The organism is Candidatus Formimonas warabiya, from assembly GCF_002777255.1.
Taxonomy (GTDB): Bacteria; Bacillota; Dehalobacteriia; order Dehalobacteriales; family Dehalobacteriaceae; genus Formimonas; species Formimonas warabiya.
This window is the reverse complement of sequence record NZ_CP017634.1, coordinates 4,136,801-4,161,442: the sequence shown is the minus strand read 5'-3', so window position 1 is coordinate 4,161,442 and position 24,642 is coordinate 4,136,801. Positions and strand designations below refer to the sequence as shown.

Sequence of the window (24,642 nt, the reverse complement as noted above, 5' to 3'; positions counted from 1 at the left end):
TCATTTTTTATTTTCTTTCCCAGGACGGGTGATCTCCCCGGGACATATCGGCTAAAAATCCGGCCCGGGCAATGCGGCTTTGGATACAATGGAGACATTCCGCAGCTTCTTCCCCGGTACAGATTTTTCCGTCATAGAGGGCATATTTTTCCCTTACCTCCCCGGGAGACAGGTTGGGCATCACCACATTGGCCCCGGCTTTTAACCCTTTTTCCCGGCCCGTAGGGTCAATGGTGCCCAGGGCGGTGGTGGCCGGTAAAAGGACTTCCGGAAGCAGCAGCCGGATCAGGGACAGCAGCACCAAAGTAGCTTCCACCGTACCGGCTTTTTCCCCCGCCAAAGGAGTGTCCTTGTGGGGGATAAAAGGCCCGATACCGATCATATGGGGCTGAAGTTCCTGCAAAAAATACAGGTCCTCCACAAAATCCGCATTGGTCTGACCGGGCAGCCCCACCATAAAGCCTGCCCCCACCTGGTAGCCAATTTTCTTCAGGTTTTTCAGACACTGGATCCTGTGTTCCAGGCGCATGCCCGGGGGATGCAGACGCCGATACAGGGCTGGGGAAGCCGTTTCATGGCGCAGCAGGTAGCGGTCCGCTCCGGCCTGAAAATATTTTTCATAAGATGCGAAGGGTTTTTCCCCCAGGGAAAGGGTCACCGCGCATAAAGGGAACCCGGCCTTGATCCTGGTGATAATTTCCTCCATTCTTTCGTCGGTGAAAAAGACATCTTCTCCCCCCTGCAGCACAAAGGTCCGGTAGCCTAAATCATATCCCTTCCGGCACACGGCCATGATTTCATCGGCGCTCAACCGGTACCGGCACGCATTTTGGTTTGATGCCCGAATACCACAGTAGAGACAGTCCCTTTTGCAGTAATTGGTAAATTCAATTAAACCCCTTAAATAGACCCCTTTCCCGCAATACCTAACCCTGGTTTCATGGGCTTGGGCCGTTAAATAGGCCCTGGAGTCCTCATCCATATGGTCCAGCACATAAAGCAATTCTTCTTTCGATAAGCAGTGGTCCCGGACCAGTTGATCGGTCAATTCCCGCAAAATCCGCATCAGCACTACCTTCCTTACTCTAAATATACAGGTCCCGTTCTCCCTGTTCCAATTTCTCCAGGTTTTCTTTAATCACACCGTACACCTTTTCCCCGGCAAACTTGCTCAGGTATTCCTCAATCACCCTTTCTCCCACGACCCTCGTCCCCGGGGAAGCATAGTCCAGCAGGTATTCCTTGAAGGTAAAAATGGCGTTGGGCATACAAAAATTATGCACAAAGCTGGATTTGGCAAACCCCATAAAACTCTCCCCCGTCCGTCCTGCCCGGTAGCAGGCGGTACAGAAGGAAGGCAGGCTGTCCATGGTGCAGGTTTCACAAACGATATCATCCAAGGAACGGCTGTCCCCGAGCTGAAACTGTTCCTTGTCGGGCAATTCATTCGCCTGGGACGTTTTATAGCCGCCCACCCCGATCCGGCTTCCGCCGTCAATTTGAGTTACGCCCAGCGGGATCACCTCTCTCCGCACCTCCGGTCTTTCCCGGGCCGTTAGAATCATTCCCGTGTAGGGTACGGACAGGCGCAGAATGGCGACCAGTTTTTTGAAATCCTCATTATTCACGGCATAGGGCAGGTTCTCCGCGTCGGGAGTCCCTAAAGCCGGTTCTATTCTGGGGAAGGAAATGGTATGAGGGCCTACGCCATGGTAGGTTTCCTCCAGGTGGATAGTGTGGTATAAAAGGCCCATTACCTCAAAACGCCAGTCATAAAGCCCGAATAAGGCCCCGATGGCCACATCGTCAATTCCGGCATCCTGGGCCCGGTCCTGGGCATATAAACGCCAGCGGAAATTTCCCTTAATGGTATTTTGGGGGTGTACTCTTGCATAGGTCTCCCGGTGATAAGTTTCCTGAAACACCTGGTAAGTGCCGATGCCTACCTTTTTAAGCTCACTCAATTCCTCCCTGGATAAAGGGGCGCAATTGATATTTGCCCGCCGGATTTCCCCATGGGCGCTTTTGGTGCGATAGACCTGACGCACACTTTCAGAGATAAAGTCAATATCCGTTTCAGGAGACTCTCCATAAACCAGAACGGTTCTTTTTTGCCCTTCCCCAATCATAATCTTTATTTCTACCTCTATTTCTTCCATCGAGAGCATTTTTCTTTCCATCTGCTGGTTGCTCCCCCTAAACCCGCAGTACCGGCAGTTATTGGCACATTTATTGCTGATATAGAGGGGGGCAAAAAACACGATGCGGTCTCCGTATACCTCTCTTTTGAGCTTATTGGCCAGGGCAAACATTTCTTCTATGGTCTCCCGGTCCTGATTCTGAATCAGGATAGCGGTTTCCTCCGGTTCCAGACGAGCCTTCTTTTCCGCCTTCTCCAGGACTCGGCGCACATCGGCAGGCTTAGGGTTTTCCCATTTCCTTAACTGGTCCCAGATTTTCTCCTCATCGATAAAATCCCGCTCCATCCGGTTGTACTCCTCAAAATCCTTTTGATATCTCTCCAAAAAATTCACCAAGTTCACATCCCTTTGATAAAATAAAAAATCCCTTTTACCATGCGGAGGCACTAGCAAAAAGGGTATACCGATCCTACTATCCCTTTATTACCGAAAGCTCCGCTGCCTCAGAAAACTCCCTTGGCATAAGACGAATTCGTTGTTTTGTCCTCTCTCTTGATGAAGGTTTTTCCTTCATCAGTCAAAATCCACTGATTATATTATACCTATTTCTGTTCCATTTGTCTGTAATTCTTTCCAATAATTTTAGGTTATTTGCCGATAGCCTGAAATTTTTACGATTTTCGCGAATGATGCAGGAATAATTGGAAAACAGTTGAATTTTGTAGGTAATGGTTTTTAGTATGTGCAGGATGTTTTTATGGACAAACATAATTCTTTAATACCATAAAAGGGGTGGGGCGAATGGGAGAAAAAAAGTCCATTTTTGAAAAAATGGGGTTGGTGGAAAAAGTAGAAACAAATGGAACCGAAACGGATACTGTTAATAGAAAATCTAAGCTCCTTGGCGAAGAAGCAACCAACTTGGCCAAGCTGGTTCATGAGATAAAGGGACAAGGGGCAAATCTTGAATCCGAAGAAGTTTTAACGAATGAGACCAGGTTTGACAAACACTTGACCGTCGCGGAAATATACCAGACCCAAAACATGAAAACAGATTCCTGGAATACCGTTTTCATTATTGATGAATTTTTGAAGGCACTGCCCCAATACTTGCCGGATTCGGTAAAACGTCAGTCGGTAACCGATATCATTACTTCCTCCGGAATGCAATTAGATAAATTGATTCAAGATGGCAAGGAAAGATTAACGCTGTTGCAAAATCATTTGGAACAATTCTCCACAAGCAACAATAAAGCGATTCAAGAATATGAGAAGGACATTGAACGGCTCACCGAACAAATCAACCAGTTAAAGAAGTCTATTGCCGGCATAAAGGAACTGCAGGATACCCAAAAGGCCACGATTGAATATGAAACACAAAAAATAAGTAATATTATTGATTTTGTTCAACCCTCCAAATAGCATGGATCACACACGCTATCGGTTAACAAAAAGAGGAAAAACCGTGGTCATCGCCAGCACCTTTGCCCTGATTGCCGGTTTCATGTGGGCTGCTGCGGTAATTCATACTCAGAAAATGGAAGGGTCGATACCATCTGATTCTTCTATAACCCCACTGGTTTTTCCATCAAATACATCCGGGCAAAGCTCTCCTGAAATTTCCGCTCCGGATGGTACACCACCCGGGAAAAAAGAGCTGCCCGCCCCTAAGCTTTCCCAGGCGAACACGGACGCCGGGGAAGACTATTCGATCAGTCTATTAGCGGAACAGAAACGGTCGGCCCAAATTTTTCGCGAAAATCCTGAAGCAGGAAAGCAGGTAGCCCTCACTTTTGATGATGGTCCCTATGCTATTTGGACAGCGGAATATTTAAAGGTATTAGAAGAATATCACGTCCCGGCCACCTTTTTTTTGGTAGGGACAAGGGCGGAAAAGTTTCCCCAATTAGTAAAAAAGATTGCGGCAAAACAATGTGAAATCGGCAGCCATTCTTACCAGCATGCTCAGCTTACTTTGAAAAATCAACAGGCTTTGGAGAAAGATTTCCAAAGAACGATTGCTGCCTTTAAAAAAGCGGGGCAGGAGATATTTCTTTTCCGGCCTCCTTACGGCGCTTATAACAGGGCGGTTCTGGACACAGCGGAAACATTCGGCCAAATCGGCATCGGCTGGAATGTGGATCCCCAAGACTGGAACACCAAACAAGCAGATCTCATCGTCAGCCGGATTTTATCCCGGGTAACTCCGGGAGCAATTATTTTGTTGCACGAAGGCAGGAAGAGTACCTGGAAGGCTTTGCCGAAAATAATTTCCGGATTGGAGCAAAAGGGCTATCAACTGGTAACCGTTTCTCAATTAATCAGCGGCGCCCCCGCTGTGGAACAGTTTTCACAGACCGAAGTTGCCGCCAGAGAGCAGGAAAAAACAGGATATTAAGATTTCTTAAATTCCAACTTCTAGAAAGGGCAGCATGAAAGTAAGAAAAGGGAATGGTGGTCTCATGCAGTATCGTTTAACAGCCCGGGGAAAAATCGTTATTTCAGTTTTCTTTTTAGTCCTCTTATATGGGCTGTTCTTGTCCCTTCCCCATACCCTCAGCAGTCCCACCCCTCCAGATCCACCCCCAAGCAAAGAAGCAGACTTTATTAACAGAGATTATTTACATAAAGCCGTTCTGACCATCTATTTTGAACCGGATCAATATGAACTGACAGAAGACAGTCGCCGCAGTCTGAGTATTTTCATAAATCTGGTCCGGATCTACAATCATTTTACCATCTCTTTAAAAGGACATACCGCCACTACCACCGGGCAGAATTCTTTGACGAACATGGCCCTGTCCCAGAAACGGGCGGAAGCGGTGAAAAACTATTTACTGACCCATGGTATAACAGCCGATAGGATTTCCCTAGTAGCTTCGGGGAACCAGGAGCCGGCAGGCTCAAATAAAACACCGGAAGGGCGGGCATTAAATAGAAGAGTAGATATCTATCTTTTCCAGGATCTCCGGCCGGTGGGTGATCATTAGTACAGTTTTTCCCTCCATTAACCGGTATAAAGCCTCCATCACTTCCTGCTCCGTGACCGCGTCAAGATTGGCGGTGGGCTCATCCAGCAACAAAACCGGGGCATCTTTCAGCAAAGCCCGGGCAATAGCCAGGCGCTGGCGCTGACCCCCGGAAAGTTTAAAGCCTCCCTCCCCGATATAAGTCTCATACCCCTGGGGCAAAGTAAGAATAAATTCATGAATCCGGGCTTCCCGGGCCGCCCTGATCATCTCTTCCTCCCGGGCGGAGGGCCGGGCTAAAGCCAAGTTTTCCCGGACTGTGGTATTGAAAAGATGGGTCTGCTGGGTCACCACCCCGTAGCAGCGGAGCAGATCCTCCTGTCGATAATCCTTCAACTCCCGCCCCCCCAGCTTGATGGAGCCTTCCTGATAGTCCCAAAAGCCCAGCAGCAGGTTGACCAGGGTACTTTTTCCCGCCCCGCTGGGACCGGAAATAGCGATCCGTCCCCCCTGGGGCAGTTCAAAACTTAAACCGTCCAGAACCCAGGGCTGTTCCGGCGTATAACGAAAACGCAGGTTCTCCACCTGAAGGGAGTAATCCCGGGGTGGCAGGGAAGAGCCTGAAAAAGGATCACCCGCCGGCTTGGTATCAATCACTTGAAAAAGCCGGCCGGCCGCAGCCAGGCTTTCCTCCAAATGGGGGTAAATAAAGGGCAGGGGAAGCACCGCCTCAAAACTGGCTAAAATACTTAAAGCCACCATCGCCAAATAGGTTCCGTCCAGCCTTCCGCTGTGCACCAGGGGAATCGCCAGCACCAGGACCACCCAGAGGCTTAGATTCATGACAAAAAGGGAGGCCCCATGAGAAATTCCCGAGAAACCGGCGGTTTTTCCCTCCAGTTTTACCAGGGTCCGGCCCAGTTGGGCCGTATCTTTCAAGTGCTTTTCTTCCTGTCCGAAAGCGGCAATTTCCCGCATGCCCTGGATGCTGTCCACCAGGTGGGCATGTAAAGCCGACCTGATTTCCCCCGCCTCTTTTTTCACTCCCCGGCTCAGACGCTTGATCAGCAAAGGCACCACAACCCCTGCTCCCAGGAAGGAAATCACCAGGACCAGTCCGAACTTCACATCAAACCAGGCCACAAAAGCGAAGGTGGCTACCAAAACGAAGAAAGCCGTAAGGGGCGGCGCCAGAACCCGGAGATAAAACTCTTTCAGGGTTTCTACATCCGCCACAATCCGGTTTAAAAGCTCCCCGCTGCGGTATCCCATCAGGTTGGCCGGCGCCAGGGGCTCCACCGCGGCATAAAACCAGACCCGGATTTTCTGCAGGATGCGGAAAGTAATATCGTGAGAAAAATAGCGCTCCGCATAGCGGAACACAGCCCGGGAAATGCCGAAAAACCGTACGGCCACAATGAGCACCATCAGATCCAGCACGGGAGGATGCAGGGCCGCCCGGGAAATAAGGAGAGCAGAGGCAGCCAGTAAGCCCACATTGCTCGCTACGGTGCAAAAGCTAAAAAGGGCGGCGCCGGTCATTCCTTTCCCATAGGGAGCGATCAAATGTAACAGCCTGGCCAAATCTTTCATGCGGCACCTCCGGACGCGGTAATGAGGCGATAATAGGCCCCCTGTTTTTGCAGCAGTTCCTTATGTTTTCCCGTCTCCACAATTTTCCCCTGGTCCAGAACCAGGATGCGGTCCGCCCGGAGGGCGGCGGAAAAATGGTGGGCGATCACCAGCACCGACCGGTTCTTCCGCACCTGGTCCAAAGCCGCCTCTACCTGTGCTGCCCTTGCCTGATCCAAACCGGTCAGGGCCTCATCGAAAATGAGCAGGCCCGCATCCTTCAGCAAGGCCCGGGCAATGGCAATACGCTGGACCTGACCTCCGCTTAAATGGAGGCCTCCTTGGCCTACCACGGTTTCATATCCTTGGGGCAGCTTTTGAATAAAATCATCCGCCCCCGCCAAGACTGCCGCCCCCACCATCTCTTCAGGGGACGCTTGCGGACGTCCCAGGCAGATGTTTTGGGCAATGGTGCCATAAAGCAGATAAGCGTGCTGGGGCACAAAGGAGACATGGCGCCGCCAATCTTCCGGATCTATTTGGCTCAGAGAAGCGTGATTCACCTGGATGGTGCCGGCGTCCGGCTCTCCAAACCGGAGGAGCAGATTGGCCACCGTACTTTTGCCGGATCCGCTGGCGCCAACCAAAGCAACCATTTCCCCGGGAACAATCTCAAAAGTGACCCCCCGGAGAGCGGGAAGCCGGTCCTTTTCGTAAGCATAATGAACGTCCTCAAATGAAACATGAAATGGCGCACCCGGGAGAAAGCCTTTTTTGCCCCGGCTTGGTTTACTCTCCGGAGCATGGTCCAGTATTTCAAAAATCCGCTGGGCGGCGCTCACCCCCGCTGCCCCGGCGTGAAACTGAGTTCCCAGCATACGCAAGGGCAGGTAAAACTCAGGCGCCAAGAGTAAAAGAAAAAAAGCCTGTTCGAAAGAAATGTGACCATAAACAAGACGCAAGCCCAAAGCCACCGCCACCACCGCCGTGCTGATGGTTGAGAGCAGTTCCAGGACCAGGGCGGAAAGAAAGGCGACCCGTAAAACACCCAGGGTCGTCGCGCGGAAACCGTCGCTGACCCGGGCGATGATTTCCGCCTGGGTCTTGCTTCTGCCAAAAAGCTTCAAAGTAGTTAAACCCTGCAGCACATCAAGAAAGTGGGCACTCATCCGGCTTAAAGCCTCCCACTGCTTTTGGGAAAGAGTATCCGCCCATCTGCCGATTAAAATCATAAACAGGGGAATGAGGGGAGCCGTAACCAGCATGATCAAGCCGGAAAATAGGTCCAGGGGAAAAACGAAGCCCAGAATTAAGAGAGGCACTAAGGCCGCTAAAGCCAGTTGAGGCAAGTAGCGGGCAAAATAGGCTTCCAGTGCCTCAACTCCCTCCCCCATCACATTGACCAGCTCCCCGGTTCTTTCCCCCCGCACAAACACCGGTCCCAAAACAAAGAGGTGGGCTAACAGCCTCCGGCGCAGATCTTCCTTAATCCGCCCCGCCGTGCGGTAGGCAAATACTTCACTCAACCAGGCCAAACCTGCCCGCAGCGAGATCACGCCCAAAAGGAGCATCAGCCAGATCATGACCTGGTCCAAGCTCTGGCCCTCCAAAAAAACCCTGTTGATTACCCGGGCAAAGAAACCGGCCTGCAGCACCGTCAAAATCCCTGCCCCTACCCCCAAGCCGATGGTAAGGGCCAGGAAGTAACGGACCTTTTGGGCTTCAGCGATCAGCCTCTGATCCAGCATATGCCCCCCTCCTCGTTGATCATCAATACTCTAAATTTTTGCCCCCCACTCTTTTCCGGAACACCCAGTAAGTCCAGCCCTGGTAAAGCAACACCACAGGCACCAGGGTCAGGGCGACGATGGTCAGCACTTTCAGGGTATAGGGACTGGAGGATGCATTATAAATGGTCAGGCTCCAGTCCGGGTGAAGATTGGACACCATCACCCGGGGGAACAAGCCCCAGAAAACAGCCAGGGTAGAAAAAACAATGGCCAGGCCGTTAGCGGCCAACGCCCAGCCCGAACGGCGGGACCAGACTAATAAGTAAGCTGCCATCACCCCCAAGAGAGCAAGCAGCAAAGCCGCTGCCGCCCCTGCCTTGGCGAAAAGGTCGGTGTTAAAATAACTTAAAATGACATAAAGCAAAAAGACAGGTACCGTCACCAATCCTATCTTCTCTGCCGTCTGTCTGGCCCGGTCCCGCACCGGGTCCTCGGCTTTCAGGGTGAGAAAAATCGCCCCATGGAGGATGAAAACCAAAAGGCCTGCGATTCCTCCCACTAAGGTGTAGGGGGAGAGAAGGCTCCAAAAGGAACCCACATACTCCATCTGGGCATCAATGGGTACTCCCTGGATCAGGTTGGTCATCGCCACACCCCAGAGCAGGGCCGGTATCAGACTGCCGGCAAAAATGGCTCCATCCCACAAGCGGCGCCAGGACGGGCTGCTGTGTTTGCTGCGGAACTCAAAGGCCACCCCCCGCACAATCAAGGCAGCCAGCATCAGGAAAAGGGCCAGGTAAAAACCGCTGAACAGGGTGGCATACCAATTGGGAAAGGCGGCAAACATGGCCCCGCCGGCCGTGAGCATCCAGACCTCATTGCCGTCCCAAACAGGACCGATGGTATTGATCACCACCCGCCTTTCCGTGTCGTTTTTCCCCAGAAAAGGCAGGAGGATCCCTACCCCGTAGTCAAAACCCTCCAAAAAGAAGAAACCAATAAAGAGAATGGTAACCAGGCCAAACCATACCATATTTAAATCCATAACGACGCCTCCTTTGCAGAAGTTCCCAACAGACTTGCTTCCTCTTCGTCCCCAGGCCCCATTTTGGCAAATTTGCGCAAGAGGTACACGTCAACAACGGCTAAAATCCCATAGAGCAGGGTAAAACCAAGCAAACTGGCCAGAACTTCGCCGGCGGAGACGGCGGGAGATACTGCCTCTTCCACCCGCTGCAGCCCCTGGACAATCCAGGGTTGCCGCCCGATTTCCGCCATCAACCAGCCGCTGGTATTGGCAATATACGGCAGGAGGATTGCTCCCAGCATCACCTTTAAAAACCAGGGTTTCCTTTCCAGGGACCCTTTTTTCATTAAATAGAAAGCATAGACCGCTAAGAACAGCATGAGCAGGCCGGCCGCTACCATGATGCGGAAGCTCCAGTACACGGTTGTCACAGGGGGGATATAATTGCCCGGGCCATATTGGGCCTCGTACTGGGCCTGCAGGTCTTTCATCCCTTCCACCTTACCGCTGAACTGGTTATAAGTAAGAAAACTTAAAAATTGGGGAATTTGTATTTCCGCCTGATTGGTTTGATTTTTCTCGTCGATCAGGGCCACCAGGGCAAAAGGAGCAGGATCCGCCGTGTCCCATAATGCCTCTGCGGCCGCCATTTTCATGGGCTGTACTTCATTCAGGTACTGGCCCTGAACATGCCCCCATCCTAATACCAAGACCAGGCTGATTAACCCGAAAGTGGCTCCCCACTTGAAAGAACGGCGGAAAAAGTCCGGATAACCTTTCTTGATTAAATGATAGGCACTGATCCCCATCACAAAAAAGCCTGCCGTCGTAAAACCGGATAAAATAGTATGGGGGAACTGGTGCCAGACATAGGGATTGGTCAGTAAGGCAAAGAAATCGGTCATTTCCGCCCGTCCGTTCCTCAGCACATACCCTACCGGGGCCTGCATAAATGAATTGGCAACCAAAATCCAGAAAGCAGAAAGATTGGTGGCAAAGGCAACAAGACAGATCGCCGCTGCATGCACTTTCTTGGGCAGCTTATCCCAGCCGAAAATCCATAAGCCGATAAAGGTAGATTCCAGGAAAAATGCCGCCAAAGCCTCTACGGCCAAAGGAGCGCCAAAGATGTCCCCCACAAAACGGGAATAGCCGGACCAGTTCATGCCGAATTGAAATTCCTGAACAATCCCGGTCACCACACCCATGGCAAAATTGATGAGAAAAAGCTTACCCCAGAATTTAGTCATCCTTTTATAGGTTTCATCGCCGGTGCGCACATAGGTGACTTCCATCAGGGCCAGCAGCACGGTCAGCCCTAATGTTAAAGGAACAAACAAAAAGTGATAAACGGTAGTAATGCCAAATTGCCATCTTGCCAGCAAGAGTTCGTTCATAGACGTCCCTCCCCAAGAGTTTGTTACTATCTTTCGGACAAACTATATCTTTTCGGTATAGTTTAGATTCATTAAACCCCCCCTTCTCCATTCATTATATGTATTTGGGCGCCTTCCTATGTGCTTTACTATACCAATTTGGTATAGTTTTAATTTCAGTATAGACCTCTCTTTTTTATTCGTCAAGCTGTTTCCAAGCCTAAAAAAATATTTATCTTTCTCCTGATATCACCAAAACACCGCCAGCAACCACACCTGCCCGCATACCCAGATAGCGCAGATCATTTTCCCCCAAACAGAAGGAGGTTATTTTGAGCCAGGCTGGGGGCAGGTGCATATGATATAACTAGAATGCGATAGGTTTTGGAGGAAAAGTGATGGCCACCTGCTTTGATTATGCCGGAGTAGTCCACGTTCATTCCAAGAACTCTGACGGGCGGGAAAACGTGGAAAGAATTGTCTCTGCGGCCCAGGAAGCCCAATGCGATTTTTTGATCCTTTCCGATCATGATACTTTAAAGGCTTTGCCCTTAGAAGGGATTTACCATAAAACCCTGCTCCTGGTAGGGGAAGAAGTCACGGTGAGGTCCAGACAAGGGCACTACCTGGCCATGAATGTTGCATCCGAAGTGCCGCCTCACCAAAAAGCCCAGGCAACCATTCATCAGGTGTCCGCCCAGGGAGGTATCGGCTTTATCGCCCATCCTTGCGCAAAAACATCCCGCAGATTATTATCCTTAGGTCCTTGTTCCTGGAAAAACTGGCATGCCAAAGGCTTTTCCGGATTGGAAATATGGAATTACAGCCAGAACTGGAAAGATCACTTTGATGGGATACTCCCCCATCCCTCGGGTGTAGTTTGTACACGGAGTTATGCCCACGGGCCATTTACCAGTGTGATCAGAAAGTGGGATGAACTGCTCCGCTATCAAAAAGTGGTGGGAATCGGCGGTGTCGATGCCCATGGTTATATTCACTCCTACCGGGAAATGTTTAAGACCTTACGCACCCACATTTTACCCGCGAAAGCACTTTCTTTTCATAAGTCCTCCTTTAAAGAAGACAAAAGACTGATTTACCACGCCTTACAGAAAGGGAACTGTTATTTCAGCAACGACCTCAATCACAATGCCCGGGGATTTTTATTCTCCGCCAGCAACGGCAAAAATCAGGTGATCATGGGAGAGGAACTGGTATTAATGGAAGGCGTTACTTTAACTGTTTCATCTCCTGAGGCCGCTGTACTCCGTATTGTCAAAGATAGGAAAGAGATTGCCGGCGTGGCCGGGGCCAGAGAATTGCACCACAGCGTTCATGAGCCGGGAGCTTACCGGGCCGAAGTATATCTTACCGATAAAAACCTCAGGAAAGCTTACCGTCCCTGGATTTTCAGCAACCCTATTTATCTTTTGAATTAGAATCAATTTCCTGATCTTTACTGTTACCCAGAGATGACGTCCTGATGGTCTCGCGCGGGCCTGTCTTCGCGTGCAGTCAGATATGTACCGAAAAGGATCAGCGCACCGCCCAGAATAAGGGCCGGGCCGACTCGGTCCTTTAATATCACTGCCGCCAGAATCCCCGTCAGGAAAGGCCGGAAGTACAGGTAACTGCCCACTGTTACCGCCGGAAGCTTAGCCAGACCACGGTACCAGGCGAGATAACCGTAAACCGAGGCCAGTCCGCCTAAATAGAACAGGTTGGCCCATCCCACCCAAGACAACGAAAAGCTGCCCACCGATTGAATTTCCCCCCATGAAAATGGAAATAGCAGCAGCGTGCCTATAACAGTAGTGTACTTGATGATGGTTCGTGCCGAATAGAACTTTAACAGCCTTTTTCCGAAGACACTGTACAGCGCCCAGGAGACTGCCGTTAATAAGATCAGTACGTTGCCCCAAAACTGTTCGTTGATTTGCATGGAGGCTAGATTCCCATTCGTGATCACAAGAAAACAGCCTGTGAAGGACAAGGCCAGTCCAATGACGGTGATACCTTTCAGCCGTTCGCCCAGCAAAGTCCAGAAAATCAACCCGATAAATACGGGGGAAAGGCTAACCAGGATTGCGGCATTAGTAGCATTGGTATACTTGATGCCGTAATGCTGCAGGAGATAATAGAAAGTCACGCCTGTGACCGAAAGAAATACAATCAACGGGTAATCCTTTTTGGCGACCCTTTCCGGGTTTTTATAGTCTATGATGCACAGAATCGCCGAGGCAATCAGATAGCGAAACAGCGCAGAGAGCACAGGTGTCATTTCGGCAAGCACCATCTTGGTAGAGACAAAAGTTCCCGCCCAAATGGCTACTACTAAGAAAAGCTCCAGGTGGATCCACAGGGTGGACATCAAAATACCCCCCCTAACGATTTTTCATCAGGTAAGACAGCAGCGGATTGTTCTTACAAAGCTTTTGGAATTGAACCTCTCCTAAAGCATCTATCAAGACATTTCCCCAAATATCGTGCTTGATGTATTCCTTCGTCACTAAAACGATACCCGGGGTGGTTGTCCAAATACCTTCCGTATCCCCTGCTTGATCAATCTCTCCGATCACCACTTCTTTGTGATCGCTCACAATGGCTGTCAGCCGTTTTCCCAGCCGTGCCCGGGAAGATACCCCGCACTGCTCTAAGTTAATACGATAGCTGCTCTCAACCGGCGTACTGCCGAATACCGCGGCCACTACCGTGACGCCCCGCCTTTTTGCCGCAGCAATGGGGTCGGCCAGCAGCATCGTTTCCTCGGGCCAGATCGATAACAACAAAGTGGTCCGGCTCTTCTCAATCACTTGAATCATCTTTTCCACAAACAGGTCATAGCCGGACAAATTCATGGTCAGGTCAATATCCGGAACAGGCTCCGTTTCTTTGAGCTGAACGTCCAAATCGTCGATCAGCGCCGTGAAATCTTCTTTAACCCTGCTTAACAGGTTTCCCGGGGGTACCGGATAATACTTGCCTGTTTCTGTACTGCTTTCAATAATAAACCCTTTAATTTTCAGACGATTCAGGGTATCGTAGATTTTAGCCGCCGGAATCCTGCCGATTTTGCTGATCTCATACCCATTGGCAGGGTGCTTTCGGATTAAGGTATAATAAGCCTTTGCTTCATAAGAAGAAAAACCCAACTGTTCCAGTTTATGAATAATCTCGCTCACTGTCCGCCCCCCTTAGATAGTCATCTATTTATATCTTAAGGGGTTCTTCTATCAGCGGCAATAAACACCCCACTAGGGTAGATAGAAATATTTTTTCTATTGCCAAAAATTCTTGTCATAAACCGATCCGGACATGCATATAATAAATTTTATCTGCTTTTTACAGTCTAAGACTCCGCTCCCCAGGGCACTTGGGGTGGATCTAAGGGAAAAAAATAAGAAAGCCCGCAGGCTTTCTTGAAGGATTCAGAAACCGGACACCTGGGTTTCAGGAAGGGGCAGGCTCCATCTGCGCCAAGGCACCGGCCAAATTGCCTACCGTTTCTTTGGCGTCACCCAGAATCAAAAGGGAATTGGCGCTTTTGTAAAGAGGATTCTCCACTCCCGCATAACCCGGTTTGGTATCATAATTGCAAATAATCACGTTTTTCGCCTCATAGGCATTTAAGATGGGCATCCCATAGATGGGGGTCCCTTCCGCCGTGTTGGCCGCAGGATTTACCACGTCATTGGCCCCTACAATTAAGGCCAGGTCCGTTTCTTTAAACGACGCATTAATGGCGTCCATTTCAAAAAGCTGATCGTAATCCACATCAACTTCCGCTAAAAGTACGTTCATATGCCCCGGCATGCGGCCGGCCACCGGATGGATGGCATATTTCACCTCTTTCCCCCGGCGTTCCAGGAGATCCGCCAGCTGTTTCACCTCTCTTTGAGCCTGGGCCAGGGCCATGCCATACCCCGGAACAATGATGATCCTTTGCGCCTCGGCGAGGATTTGCCCTGCCGTCTTTTTTTCCTGAACTTGCGGCATGGGCACATCATCTTTCGGGTCATCCAACACGTCTGTCTTTGCTCTGTTTATATTGGGAGCGGTGGTTTTGCCGCTCAGCACTTCCAGGAGGCTCCGGTTCATAGCACGGCACATAATCTCCGTGAGGAGATATCCGGCCGCGGCAACAATTCCGCCTCCGGCAATCAGGAGGGGGTCATAGGTGGCCAATCCCACCATCGCCCCCGTCACCCCGGAACAGGAATTAAGCAGGGAAATGGTGATGGGCATATCCGCCCCCCCTACCCGGATGGTGAATAAATAGCCGAAGCATAGGGAAACCGTCAAACAGACAGCGATCAGCAAAGCCATGGTTCCCGGGAAAAAAAGGGACCCCAGCACCAGTATGCCCATGACAACCAGGGCCAGAACGCTGATCCTGGTATGACCGGGAAAGACGACGGGCCTGGAAGAGATAATCTGGTGCAGCTTGGATGCCGCCACCATGCTGCCGCTGAAGGTAAGGCCGCCCACAGCCAGGGCCAGCATGCCGGTAAAGGTACTAAAAGAGGTAACCTCCCCGGGATTGAGCAATACGGTAATAGAAAGGAGCACGGCTGCGCATCCCCCCAGGCCGTGTAAAAAAGCCACCATCTCCGGCATTTGCATCATTTTTACTTTTCCGCCCAAGTATAAGCCAATAACCGCGCCCACGAGCAGGCAAACCCAGAGAATCTTCAGGGTGACGATCTGGTAATAAAAGAGGGTGGCCACAATGGCAGCCAGGATCGCTGCTGCGCCAATGCCATTGCCTTTGACCGCTGTTTTGGGCGAGCTCATCAAATACAGATCAAACAGGATAAGCAAGGCCAAACCGATAGAAACAAAAAAATATCCTACCGCGCTCATCGTTTCAACCCCTTGTCTTAAACATTTTCAGCATCCGGTGGGTGACATAAAAGCCTCCTACGGTATTAATCGTGGCCAGTACAATGGCAACCGCGCCCAGCCATTTGTGCACGGTAACCACGGCCAAAGCAGTAGCGACCAGAGCGCCCAGAACCGTCACCCCGGAAAGGGCATTCATTCCGGACATCAAAGGAGTATGGAGTAAGCTTGGCACATTACTGATCACTTTATAGCCCGCCAAAGTGGCGGCAATAAACAACGCTATCAATAAAAGGGCGTTCATTTTTCCCTCTCCTTCTGTCTCAGCTCATTGCTTCCAGGGCACCGGCGTGGACGATTTTGCCGTCCCTGGTCACAAGGGAGGAAGCAATAATCTCATCGGCCATATTGAGCTCCACCCGGCCATCCTTCACCAAATTGGCCAGGTAGTTGTAAATGTTATGAGCAAACATCCAGGTAGAACTGGTGGGCATCATGCCGGGAATATTCTTCGTCCCGTCAATGCTGACCTGGTGCTTTTCTACTACCAGACCCGGCTCAGTGGTTGCACAGTTGCCTCCCTGATCAATAGCAATATCAACCACGACGGCACCGGCAGGCATAGATTTTACCATTTCTTCGGTGAGAAGGATCGGCGCTAATCTTCCCGGAATAAGCGCGGTTAGGATCACCATATCGGACTGGGCGACGAAATCTCTTAAAATGTTCCGTTCTTTTTCCAGCCATTCGTCGGGTAATTTCTTCGCGTAGCCCCCTTCTCCCATGGCTAATTCCGCCGGGATATCCAGTTCCACCATTTTTGCTCCCAGGCTTTTCGCCTGTTCTTTGGCCTCCGGTCGAATATCGGCCCCATAAACCAGGGCACCCATTCTCTTGGCCGTCGCCACCGCCTGCAATCCGGCTACTCCGGTACCGATCACCAGCACATTGGCCGGTTTAATCATCCCTACTGCCGTTCCCACCATGGGCATAAATTTCGCTAAACGGTCCGCCGCCATTAATACCCCTTTGTACCCGGCTACCGTGCTCATGGATGTTAAGGCGTCCATGGCCTGGGCCCGGGAGATGCGGGGAATGCCGTCCAGGGTCAGACCGATGACGCCTTTTTGAGCCAAATCCCGCACCATTTGGTGGTTGCCGGGAGAGGCCGGATGAATAAAGGTGATCAGGTACTGGCCGGCCTTCATCATCTCCACTTCATGTTTCCCCTTAGCCAGGTTGAACTGGGGTTCTTTTACCTTCAAAATAATATCGGCTTTGGCATAAATCTCTTCTGCGTCCTCCACTAGGAGGGCACCGGCTTCCTGATACTGCCCATCCAAAAAATAAGACCCGTTACCCGCGCCTCTCTCGACGAGGACTTGGGCCCCCTCCCCTATTATCTTCTTTACAGTTTCCGGTATGGCCGCCACGCGTCTTTCGCCTTTCATAATTTCCCGGGGCACCCCGATGATTAAATCCTTAAATTTCATCGTCTTTTCCTCCTTGGCATAGATAGATCATTCGCTACCATACTCTTAAGCAAAATCCATACCAATTCTCAGGAGGAAAAAACCTAAGCCCGCCAAGAGATCAATGGGGCCTTTATCAAAATGGTAAGAAAAATGTCCAGCACGTGGTAATTTTTCTTACCACCGGTCATTTTTCTTACCATTTTGATTTCCTGCTATCCTGATTCCCTTAAGAGGGTTCCGATCCCAATCCATATTTTTTGATTTTATTGAGGATAGTGGTATGAGAAACACCCAGGGCTTTCGCAGTACGGCGTACGCCCCCGAATTCCTTTAAGGCTTGGAGGAGCAGCTTTCGTTCGAAACAGCCCACCACTTGCTCCAGGGTTTGATTTTTCCAGGGCCAGGTTTCTTCCCGGGCTCCCAGCTCTTCCCGGGGATTCCGGCTCTCCTTTTCATCACCAAAGTAATCCAGTACCACGTGTTCCGTAATAATTTTTTCATCCGGCGTTAAAATCATGGCCCGTTCCAAAACGTTTTCCAACTCCCGGACATTGCCCGGCCAGTGGTACGCCATTAATTTGTGCACAGCCTCCTCGGAAATACTGTCCACTCTTTTATTGAGCCGGGTGTTAAATTTTTTGATCAGGTGCCTGGCCAGCAAGGCGATATCTTCTTTTCTTTGGCGCAGGGGAGGAAGGAAAATGGGCACCACATTTAAGCGGTAATAGAGGTCCTCCCGGAAAGTGCCCATCTTCATCATCTCCTCTAAATTCCGGTTTGTAGCGGCAATAATCCGGATGTTCACCGGATGCTCTTTCCTGTCGCCGATCTTCCGTACCTGGCCCTCCTGAAGCACACGGAGCAGTTTCACCTGCAAGCGGGGAGAAAGTTCGCCGATTTCATCCAGGAACAAGGTGCCGTTATGGGCATATTCGATCAGGCCGGTTTTTCCTCCTTTACTGGCCCCGGTAAAGGCGCCTTCCACATAGCCAAAGAGTTCGCTTTCCAATAAATTCTCCGGAAGAGCGGCGCAGTTGATAGGCACGAAGGGCTTTCCCCGGCGGAAACTTTCCATATGGATGGCCCGGGCAAAAAGCTCTTTTCCCGTACCGCTTTCTCCCCGGATCAAAACCGTGGAATCTCCTTTCGCCACAATTTTTCCCAGATCCAAAACCTTTTTTAAGGACTCGCTGTTTCCCCAGATGTCACTGAAGGTGGTGAGCTGGGGACCGGTGACCGTATAGACAAGCCGTTTTACATCCGACATATCTTTAATGCAAATCACCGCCCCCACAATGTTTCCCTGCTCGTCTTTTAGGGGCCGGCCGGAACTCAGCAAGCTGACCCGTCCTTGGGGAATGGGCAGGCTCACCTTTTGATAATTATAGGATTTTCCCTCGTCCAGGCAGCCGGTAATCAAAACATCCGCCGAGATCGCCTCTTTAATGTTTTTTCCCGCCACCTCCGAGGCAGATACTTTCAGAATATGTTCCGCGGCAGGATTAAAGGCGGTGATCATTCCCCTCTCGTTTACGGCGATAATCCCCTCACTGACGGAGTCCAGCACCGCTTTTATCTTAAATTCCCTTTCCTCTGCCGGCATCATGGCAAGGGGATCGATTCCGGTAACTCCCGGCACCAATTTTATTTCATCAATCACCTTTTTCAAATTGGCCGCATCAATCTTTTCAATATGAAGGTAAAGGCACCCGGTCTGAATTTCCAGAGACAGAATGTTGATGCCCCAGTTAAAAATGACCCGGGACACATCAAAAACAAAACCCACCCGGTCTTTAAAATTAATTTTCAGCCTGGGATTTTCCACGTTGGGCCCTCCTCATGATCAAATCCATGGAGTATCTATTTGACATCAACAGCCTTTTTCCTTTTCTCTTTCATCCTCCTACAGTATATGGCAGGAAAGTTTCCGTTTCGCCTATGTAAAATTATGTGATAGTCCCAAAGGCTGTGACGATTCTGTTTGGAACTGGATCTGTCCCATGTTAAAATATTTTTAAGCAGATACCCTCAAGGACGGTCAACCTTTCCAAAGTGAGGATCCATCACAGGTATTGGCTTAGGGAAGACCAGCTTTTTTCACATACTTCGCCAGAAAGAGGTAAACCATGACAGAGAAAACAATCGGTCCGAAAACCCTGCAGGAATGGAAGAGTCTCTATCCCTTGCTGCACCGGCTCATGTCCACCCAGGAGGTGTTTTGGGCAAACCCTGCTTATGGCAGGATGCAGGAAAACATGCATAGGCTCCCCCTGGGGATGGCGGATCTGATAAATGCCGAAAAGCGCTGGGAACGTTTTGCCCCATACATTTCCCGGGTATTTCCGGAAACGGAAAAATCCCAGGGCAGGGTCGAATCGCCCCTGGTAGGCATCCCGCAGATGAAAGAATGGATGGAAGAAAGGTTTCAGAGGCAGGTGCCGGGAAAACTGCTTTTGAAATGTGACGGCCATCTGCCTGTTTCCGGCTCTGTAAAAGCCCGGGGAGGGATCTATGAGGTATTAAAACATGCGGAGGATTTGGCCCTGGACCACGGCATGTTAACGGAGGCAGACGATTATGCCATCCTGGACGGGGAAAGATTTAAAAATTTCTTTAGCCAATTTTCCCTTGCCGTCGGTTCCACGGGAAACCTGGGTTTAAGTATCGGCATCATCGGCTCTCAACTGGGATTTCAGGTTACGGTACACATGTCGGCGGATGCCAGGCAATGGAAAAAAGACTTGCTGCGCAGCAAAGGGGTTCACGTGATGGAATACCAGGCGGACTACAGTAAAGCGGTGCAGGAAGGGAGAAAACAGTGTCAGAAGGATCCCCGCTGCTATTTTATTGATGACGAAAATTCTCAAGACCTGTTCCTGGGATATGCCGTAGCAGCGTCCCGGCTGAAGCATCAATTAGCTGAATTAAACATAGGGGTTGATGGGCACCATCCCCTGTTTGTTTACCTGCCCTGCGGTGTGGGAGGCGGTCCGGGAGGGATTACCTTTGGACTTAAGCTCTTGTTTAAAGATCATGTGCACTGCTTCTTTGCCGAACCGACCCACTCACCCTGTATGCTGATCGGTGTAATGACGGGACTCCATAACCAGGTATCCGTTACTGATTTCGGCATTGACAACATCACCGCAGCAGACGGCCTGGCCGTAGGCAGACCGTCCGGTTTTGTGGGAAAGACTTTGGAAAAATTAATCAGCGGGGTCTATACCGTCGGGGACGACCACTTATACCTGCTTTTGCGCACATTAGCCGACACAGAGAAAATTTATTTAGAACCATCCGCATTAGCCGGCATGCCCGGGCCGTTCCGGTTGTTTCAGGAAAGGGCCGGACAGGAATACCTGGAAAAAAACAGCCTGCTGCCGGAAATGGAAAATGCCACCCATATTGTCTGGGCTACGGGGGGAAGCATGGTCCCTCCGGCTGTGATGGCGGAATACTACCAAAAGGGCTACTCCAAACATGCCCAAAATCCATCATCTTGACTTTATCCGGGGCATTTGTTTAAATGAGATTAGTTTGCTGACGGCAGGTGACAAAATGAATCATTATTATCAAGGCATCGTCATGGTGCTTATCTCCGCCCTGGGCTTTAGTTTGATGCCTACCTTTGCCAAGTTTGCTTATGCAAACGGCGTGACTATTTCCACCCTTCTTTTTATCAGATTTTTCTTGGCCGGTCTGCTTCTTTTTATTTGGGCAGCCTTCAAATCCGGCAAGATTAGATTCACGCCCAAAGACTTATGCGGTTTATTTTTTCTTGGGGCTGTTTGCTATACCCTGCAATCCGGCTTCTATTTTTCTGCCGTAAAGTATATCCCTGCTTCCTTGACAGTTGTCATTGTCTATACCCATCCGGCCATTATTGCGGCAGCGTCTTCTTTGATTGATCATGAACCCCTGACCAAAAAAATCATTGCTTCCGTGACCGTTTCTTTTATCGGGCTGATCCTGATGCTGGGAACCACTACGGAAAACATCAACGGGGCAGGCATCCTGTTCGCCTTGGGCGCCTCCGTAGTTTATGCCGCTTATGTCATCCTGTCAAACAAAATACTGAAAAGGGTTCCTCCTTTGGTGGCCAGCGCTTATATTGCTCTATCCGCCTCCGCGGGCTGGCTCATTTGGGGGCTGTCCACCAAAGGCATCCAATTCCGCTTTCAGTCTGAGGCCTGGCCCTGGATACTCGGGCTGGTGATCCTTTCCACGGTGTTTGCTATGCTCACATTCTTCCGGGGCCTGGAATTGCTCGGACCCACCAAGGCTACCATTCTGAGCACGGCGGAACCCTTATTCGGTGTGATCATCGCCATTTTATTGTTTCATGATCATTTAACCCTCTTACAATTGGGGGGAGCGGCCGGAGTTATTTCCGGGGCAGTGATGGTTGTCTACGCCCGGGAAGAGGTTAAGAGCCCGCAAGAAGATGCCGCATCGTGTCAACAACATACCTAATGTCGTCCTTGGTTACGCCGTAGTGTGTGACAAAACGCATCAGACCGCCCTCGGCAGAGCTGGCTTTTATTCCCCTCTCTTTCAACTGTGCGACCAGGGCCAGGTCATCCCGGCCGGAATCTCGGATACTAAAAAATACCATGTTGATCTGGATATCCTCCGATTTCACGTGAATTCCGGGTATCCTGGCCAGCTGCTCTCCTAAAAAGAGGGCATTTTCATGATCTTCCTTTAACCGGTGGGGCATTTTCTCTAAGGCCAGTATTCCTGCGGCAGCTAAGAAACCGGCTTGCCTCAATCCTCCGCCCATCAGCTTTCTTTTTTTTCTCGCCCGGTCAATAAAATCCTGTCTGCCGGCCAGCAGGGACCCTACCGGGGCGCACAGCCCTTTGGACAGACAAAACATCACGGAATCACAGAACCGGGTAATTTCTTTCACGTCCACATGTAAATAGGCGGCGGCATTAAAAAGTCTCGCCCCATCCAGGTGGACCGGAATGCGGTATTTTTCCCCGATCCCGTAAACATCCCGCATCCAGTTCAAGGAAATCACCCGCCCGCCGGAATGGGCATTTTCTATTTCGATTAAGCCGGTAGCAGGATAATGGATATCCTCTTCCTTTCTAATCTTATTTTCTATTTCGCTCAGGCTAAATTCCCCTTTATGGCCCGGCAAAGTTCTTAGCTGTACCCCGGCAATGACGGAAGCCGCTCCCACCTCATGCTGGACAATGTGGCAGTCGTCTCCCAGGATCACTTCCGACCCCCTGAGGCAATGGGTAAAAAGAGCCAGCTGGTTGCCAAAGGTCCCGCTGGGTACAAACAAGGCTGCTTCCTTCCCTACTACCCGGGCGGCCAATTCTTCCAGCTCCTTAACTGTTGGATCGTCCCCGTAGACGTCGTCCCCCACTTCAGCCCGAACCATGGCTTCACGCATTTCCGGTGTTGGTTCTGTCACCGTATCGCTTCTTAAATCAATCACCCGCACCCTACCTCACTCCTTTTTATCAATCAGTGCAAGTAAACACTTGCTTTTGTTCAGCATCCTTAACGTTTTTCCCTTTTTCTTTTTCTCTTTCACTAAACCTATTATAAGCAACCAAAGAGTGCAAAACAACACGAATTGAGCCAGTGAGTCAGGGGACGGTTCCTTGACTCAAAAAAGGATTGATGATATACTCCCCTTAACAGGGGGTGAAAAGAATGCCGAGACAGAGCAGAAAATTGAGTGAAAGCAAAAATTATCACGTGATGATTCGGGGAAACGAAAAAAAAGAACTTTTCCGGAATAATGAGGATAAGGCACGCTTTATCGCTATCCTGAAGGAAAAAAACGAACATAATAAATACAGCATATATGCATTCTGTCTTATGGATAACCACGTTCACCTGCTGATTAATGAGGGCCGGGATGAGATATCCCGGATTATGAAACGAATCAATGTCAGTTATGTTTATTACTTCAACAAAAAGTACAACAGAACCGGGCATCTCTTTCAGGATCGGTTTAAAAGTGAAATCATAGAAACGGATAGTTATCTGCTGGCTGCGGCACGATATATCCACAGAAATCCGCTTAAGGCAGGAATTACGCAAAAAATATCACAGTATAGGTGGAGCAGTTATCCTGCCTATATTCATGAGAACGACCTAATGAAGAATATAGTTGATACAGACATGATACTGGGGATACTTTCCCCGGATAGACAGACGGCAGTTCAGATGTTTATTGAATACACGAGCCAGGATACAAAGGATGATTTTCTGGAATATCAAGAAAATGACGAGAAAGAGAAAGATATCATAAACGAAAAAAATGCCCGAATATTTATTAATGAGTATCTGCGAAAAAAAGATCTCGTATTAAATGACTTAAAAAACAAGAACAATATCAACCACAGGGATGAATTAATTTGTGCACTTAAAATGAGATCAAATCTATCCATTAGACAATTGGCAGAAATACTAAATCTAGACAGAAATATTATTCAGCGAAGGAAGTGAGTCAGAGAACCGTCCCCTGACTCAACTATTAGAGAGGAGAAATTGCATCATGGTTCAAAACATAAACCCATTGGTATCTTCCGTCGGGGATCATATTAGTATGATTGACCTTATGGAGAGCGGAGCAGAAGGAAGAACGGCCGGATATTTAATTGAGGCGGAAAAGTTGACCCTGGTAGAAACCGGGCCGGGTCCTTCCGGAGACCTTATTTTGCATGTGCTCCGGGAAAAGGGTTACACGCTTTCGGATCTCCGCTATATTGTGGTCACCCACATTCATTTGGATCACGCCGGAGCGGCGGGATATCTGTTAAGCAGGTGCCCTCAGGCCATGCTTGTGGTGCACCCTTCCGGGGCGCGGCACATGGCTGATCCCAGCCGTTTAATAGCAGGAGCCAAAATGGCCTTTGATGATTTTGACGCTCGCTTTCAGCCGGTAATCCCCATTCCCCCGGAACGGATTTTGTCTGTAGCGCACGAAGAAGCTTTGGACCTGGGAAACAGGAAATTGATTTTTTATCATGGCAGGGGACATGCCAATCACCATCTCACCGCTTTGGACAGTTTGACGCAGGGTCTTTTCAGCGGCGATCTTTTAGGCATTCATGTCCCGGAATTTGCCCAATATAACATCGACTACAGTTTACTGTCTACTGCCCCCAGCCAGTTTGACCCCGTATCATTTACCGCTTCTCTGAAAAAAATTGAAGAAATCAACCCCCGGACCATTTATTTTTCTCATTTTGGGGTTGTCACAGGTTTAGCGGCCAAATATATCGACACCTGCCGGGAAAACTTAGCCCTGTTCCAGCAAGTTACCGCAGAGGCATGCAGCCAAGGGGAGGCGACATGGCAGGAAATTGCCGGGCGGCTGAAAATTGCGGTGAAGGACAAACTGGTGAAAATGGGCTACCCTAAGGAAAAGCCGCTCCCCATTTTTATTGAGCAAAATATTGATTTAGATGCCAAAGGTCTTTTGGACTGGGTAGAAAAATCCCAGGGGAAATGAAAATTCCCCCTTTCTTCAAGGACT

General features: G+C 49.9%; 21 protein-coding genes. 8 read left to right on the top strand and 13 right to left on the bottom strand.

The window, feature by feature from the left end; translation table 11 throughout:
* Positions 1–7: 7 nt before the first annotated feature.
* Positions 8–1,057, bottom strand: a complete 1,050-nt coding sequence (hydE, locus tag DCMF_RS18895) for a [FeFe] hydrogenase H-cluster radical SAM maturase HydE (protein WP_148137979.1) — start codon at positions 1,055–1,057, stop codon at positions 8–10.
* A gap of 28 nt (positions 1,058–1,085) precedes the next feature.
* Positions 1,086–2,534 (bottom strand): [FeFe] hydrogenase H-cluster radical SAM maturase HydG, encoded by a 1,449-nt coding sequence (gene hydG, locus DCMF_RS18890; protein WP_148135856.1) that lies wholly within the window; start codon positions 2,532–2,534, stop codon positions 1,086–1,088.
* A gap of 408 nt (positions 2,535–2,942) precedes the next feature.
* Here hydG and DCMF_RS18885 point away from each other — a divergent pair, with 408 nt between their 5' ends.
* The 3 genes from DCMF_RS18885 to DCMF_RS18875 are packed head-to-tail and all read left to right on the top strand — an operon-like array spanning position 2,943 to position 5,131.
* A complete protein-coding gene (locus DCMF_RS18885) occupies positions 2,943–3,563 on the top strand; it encodes a hypothetical protein (RefSeq protein ID WP_148135855.1) in 621 nt (206 codons plus the stop codon).
* A gap of 43 nt (positions 3,564–3,606) precedes the next feature.
* Positions 3,607–4,539, top strand: coding sequence for a polysaccharide deacetylase family protein (locus DCMF_RS18880; protein WP_214658730.1), 933 nt, complete (start codon positions 3,607–3,609; stop codon positions 4,537–4,539).
* Positions 4,540–4,573: 34 nt separating this feature from the next.
* Positions 4,574–5,131 carry an OmpA family protein gene (locus tag DCMF_RS18875; protein WP_148135853.1) on the top strand — a complete coding sequence of 186 codons (558 nt, stop codon included), beginning with the start codon at positions 4,574–4,576 and terminating at the stop codon, positions 5,129–5,131.
* Here the strand turns inward: DCMF_RS18875 and cydC are convergent.
* The 4 genes from cydC to DCMF_RS18855 are packed head-to-tail and all read right to left on the bottom strand — an operon-like array spanning position 5,072 to position 10,836.
* Positions 5,072–6,703 carry a thiol reductant ABC exporter subunit CydC gene (cydC, locus tag DCMF_RS18870; RefSeq protein WP_148135852.1) on the bottom strand — a complete coding sequence of 544 codons (1,632 nt, stop codon included), beginning with the start codon at positions 6,701–6,703 and terminating at the stop codon, positions 5,072–5,074. The genes DCMF_RS18875 and cydC overlap by 60 nt on opposite strands.
* On the bottom strand, positions 6,700–8,430 hold the full coding sequence (gene cydD / locus DCMF_RS18865) for a thiol reductant ABC exporter subunit CydD (protein ID WP_148135851.1): 1,731 nt from the start codon (positions 8,428–8,430) through the stop codon (positions 6,700–6,702). The genes cydC and cydD overlap by 4 nt, the downstream gene beginning before the upstream one ends.
* A gap of 22 nt (positions 8,431–8,452) precedes the next feature.
* Positions 8,453–9,457, bottom strand: coding sequence for a cytochrome d ubiquinol oxidase subunit II (gene cydB, locus DCMF_RS18860; protein WP_148135850.1), 1,005 nt, complete (start codon positions 9,455–9,457; stop codon positions 8,453–8,455).
* Positions 9,448–10,836: a cytochrome ubiquinol oxidase subunit I gene (locus tag DCMF_RS18855; protein ID WP_148135849.1), complete on the bottom strand. Its 1,389-nt coding sequence runs from the start codon at positions 10,834–10,836 to the stop codon at positions 9,448–9,450. The genes cydB and DCMF_RS18855 overlap by 10 nt, the downstream gene beginning before the upstream one ends.
* Positions 10,837–11,213: 377 nt before the next feature.
* Here DCMF_RS18855 and DCMF_RS18850 point away from each other — a divergent pair, with 377 nt between their 5' ends.
* Entirely contained in the window at positions 11,214–12,254 is a 1,041-nt protein-coding gene (locus DCMF_RS18850; RefSeq protein ID WP_148135848.1) for a CehA/McbA family metallohydrolase domain-containing protein, read from the top strand.
* Between the two features lie 23 nt (positions 12,255–12,277).
* On the opposite strand, the gene DCMF_RS18845 is transcribed toward DCMF_RS18850, so the two are convergent.
* The 6 genes from DCMF_RS18845 to DCMF_RS18820 all read right to left on the bottom strand — a co-directional run bounded on the left by DCMF_RS18845 (position 12,278) and on the right by DCMF_RS18820 (position 18,957).
* A complete protein-coding gene (locus tag DCMF_RS18845; protein WP_148135847.1) occupies positions 12,278–13,186 on the bottom strand; it encodes a DMT family transporter in 909 nt (302 codons plus the stop codon).
* Positions 13,187–13,199: 13 nt separating this feature from the next.
* Complete coding sequence (locus tag DCMF_RS18840) at positions 13,200–13,997, bottom strand: TrmB family transcriptional regulator (RefSeq protein WP_148135846.1); 798 nt, start codon at positions 13,995–13,997, stop codon at positions 13,200–13,202.
* Between the two features lie 268 nt (positions 13,998–14,265).
* A complete protein-coding gene (locus DCMF_RS18835) occupies positions 14,266–15,678 on the bottom strand; it encodes an NAD(P)(+) transhydrogenase (Re/Si-specific) subunit beta (RefSeq protein WP_148135845.1) in 1,413 nt (470 codons plus the stop codon).
* Between the two features lie 4 nt (positions 15,679–15,682).
* Complete coding sequence (locus tag DCMF_RS18830) at positions 15,683–15,961, bottom strand: NAD(P) transhydrogenase subunit alpha part 2 (RefSeq protein ID WP_148135844.1); 279 nt, start codon at positions 15,959–15,961, stop codon at positions 15,683–15,685.
* Between the two features lie 19 nt (positions 15,962–15,980).
* The gene (locus DCMF_RS18825) at positions 15,981–17,150 is read right to left on the bottom strand and encodes an NAD(P) transhydrogenase subunit alpha (protein WP_148135843.1); all 1,170 of its coding nucleotides are present in this window, start codon (positions 17,148–17,150) and stop codon (positions 15,981–15,983) included.
* A gap of 208 nt (positions 17,151–17,358) precedes the next feature.
* Positions 17,359–18,957, bottom strand: coding sequence for a sigma 54-interacting transcriptional regulator (locus tag DCMF_RS18820; protein WP_148135842.1), 1,599 nt, complete (start codon positions 18,955–18,957; stop codon positions 17,359–17,361).
* Positions 18,958–19,258: 301 nt separating this feature from the next.
* Between DCMF_RS18820 and DCMF_RS18815 the strand changes: the two genes are divergently transcribed.
* Together DCMF_RS18815 and DCMF_RS18810 are read left to right on the top strand one after the other, a co-directional pair.
* Positions 19,259–20,635: a D-serine ammonia-lyase gene (locus DCMF_RS18815; protein WP_148135841.1), complete on the top strand. Its 1,377-nt coding sequence runs from the start codon at positions 19,259–19,261 to the stop codon at positions 20,633–20,635.
* A gap of 55 nt (positions 20,636–20,690) precedes the next feature.
* Positions 20,691–21,605 carry a DMT family transporter gene (locus tag DCMF_RS18810; protein WP_214658729.1) on the top strand — a complete coding sequence of 305 codons (915 nt, stop codon included), beginning with the start codon at positions 20,691–20,693 and terminating at the stop codon, positions 21,603–21,605.
* On the opposite strand, the gene ltaE is transcribed toward DCMF_RS18810, so the two are convergent.
* Complete coding sequence (ltaE, locus tag DCMF_RS18805; protein WP_148135839.1) at positions 21,559–22,593, bottom strand: low-specificity L-threonine aldolase; 1,035 nt, start codon at positions 22,591–22,593, stop codon at positions 21,559–21,561. The two genes, DCMF_RS18810 and ltaE, sit on opposite strands and share 47 nt — an antisense overlap.
* A 215-nt stretch (positions 22,594–22,808) precedes the next feature.
* On the opposite strand from ltaE, the gene DCMF_RS18800 reads away from it, so the two are divergent.
* Positions 22,809–23,609 (top strand): transposase, encoded by an 801-nt coding sequence (locus tag DCMF_RS18800; protein WP_148135838.1) that lies wholly within the window; start codon positions 22,809–22,811, stop codon positions 23,607–23,609.
* 49 nt (positions 23,610–23,658) lie between these two features.
* On the top strand, positions 23,659–24,618 hold the full coding sequence (locus tag DCMF_RS18795) for an MBL fold metallo-hydrolase (protein WP_148135837.1): 960 nt from the start codon (positions 23,659–23,661) through the stop codon (positions 24,616–24,618).
* Positions 24,619–24,642 lie beyond the last annotated feature (24 nt).

Coding starts and splice junctions, on each gene's coding strand:
- DCMF_RS18885 (WP_148135855.1), top strand. CDS start 2,943: ATGGGAGAAAAAAAGTCCATTTTTGAAAAAATGGGGTTGGTGGAAAAA.
- cydB (WP_148135850.1), bottom strand. CDS start 9,457: ATGGATTTAAATATGGTATGGTTTGGCCTGGTTACCATTCTCTTTATT.
- DCMF_RS18810 (WP_214658729.1), top strand. CDS start 20,691: ATGAATCATTATTATCAAGGCATCGTCATGGTGCTTATCTCCGCCCTG.
- DCMF_RS18795 (WP_148135837.1), top strand. CDS start 23,659: ATGGTTCAAAACATAAACCCATTGGTATCTTCCGTCGGGGATCATATT.
- DCMF_RS18855 (WP_148135849.1), bottom strand. CDS start 10,836: ATGAACGAACTCTTGCTGGCAAGATGGCAATTTGGCATTACTACCGTT.
- DCMF_RS18800 (WP_148135838.1), top strand. CDS start 22,809: ATGCCGAGACAGAGCAGAAAATTGAGTGAAAGCAAAAATTATCACGTG.
- DCMF_RS18825 (WP_148135843.1), bottom strand. CDS start 17,150: ATGAAATTTAAGGATTTAATCATCGGGGTGCCCCGGGAAATTATGAAA.
- DCMF_RS18850 (WP_148135848.1), top strand. CDS start 11,214: ATGGCCACCTGCTTTGATTATGCCGGAGTAGTCCACGTTCATTCCAAG.
- DCMF_RS18835 (WP_148135845.1), bottom strand. CDS start 15,678: ATGAGCGCGGTAGGATATTTTTTTGTTTCTATCGGTTTGGCCTTGCTT.
- DCMF_RS18875 (WP_148135853.1), top strand. CDS start 4,574: ATGAAAGTAAGAAAAGGGAATGGTGGTCTCATGCAGTATCGTTTAACA.
- cydC (WP_148135852.1), bottom strand. CDS start 6,703: ATGAAAGATTTGGCCAGGCTGTTACATTTGATCGCTCCCTATGGGAAA.
- DCMF_RS18845 (WP_148135847.1), bottom strand. CDS start 13,186: ATGTCCACCCTGTGGATCCACCTGGAGCTTTTCTTAGTAGTAGCCATT.
- DCMF_RS18815 (WP_148135841.1), top strand. CDS start 19,259: ATGACAGAGAAAACAATCGGTCCGAAAACCCTGCAGGAATGGAAGAGT.
- cydD (WP_148135851.1), bottom strand. CDS start 8,430: ATGCTGGATCAGAGGCTGATCGCTGAAGCCCAAAAGGTCCGTTACTTC.
- DCMF_RS18830 (WP_148135844.1), bottom strand. CDS start 15,961: ATGAACGCCCTTTTATTGATAGCGTTGTTTATTGCCGCCACTTTGGCG.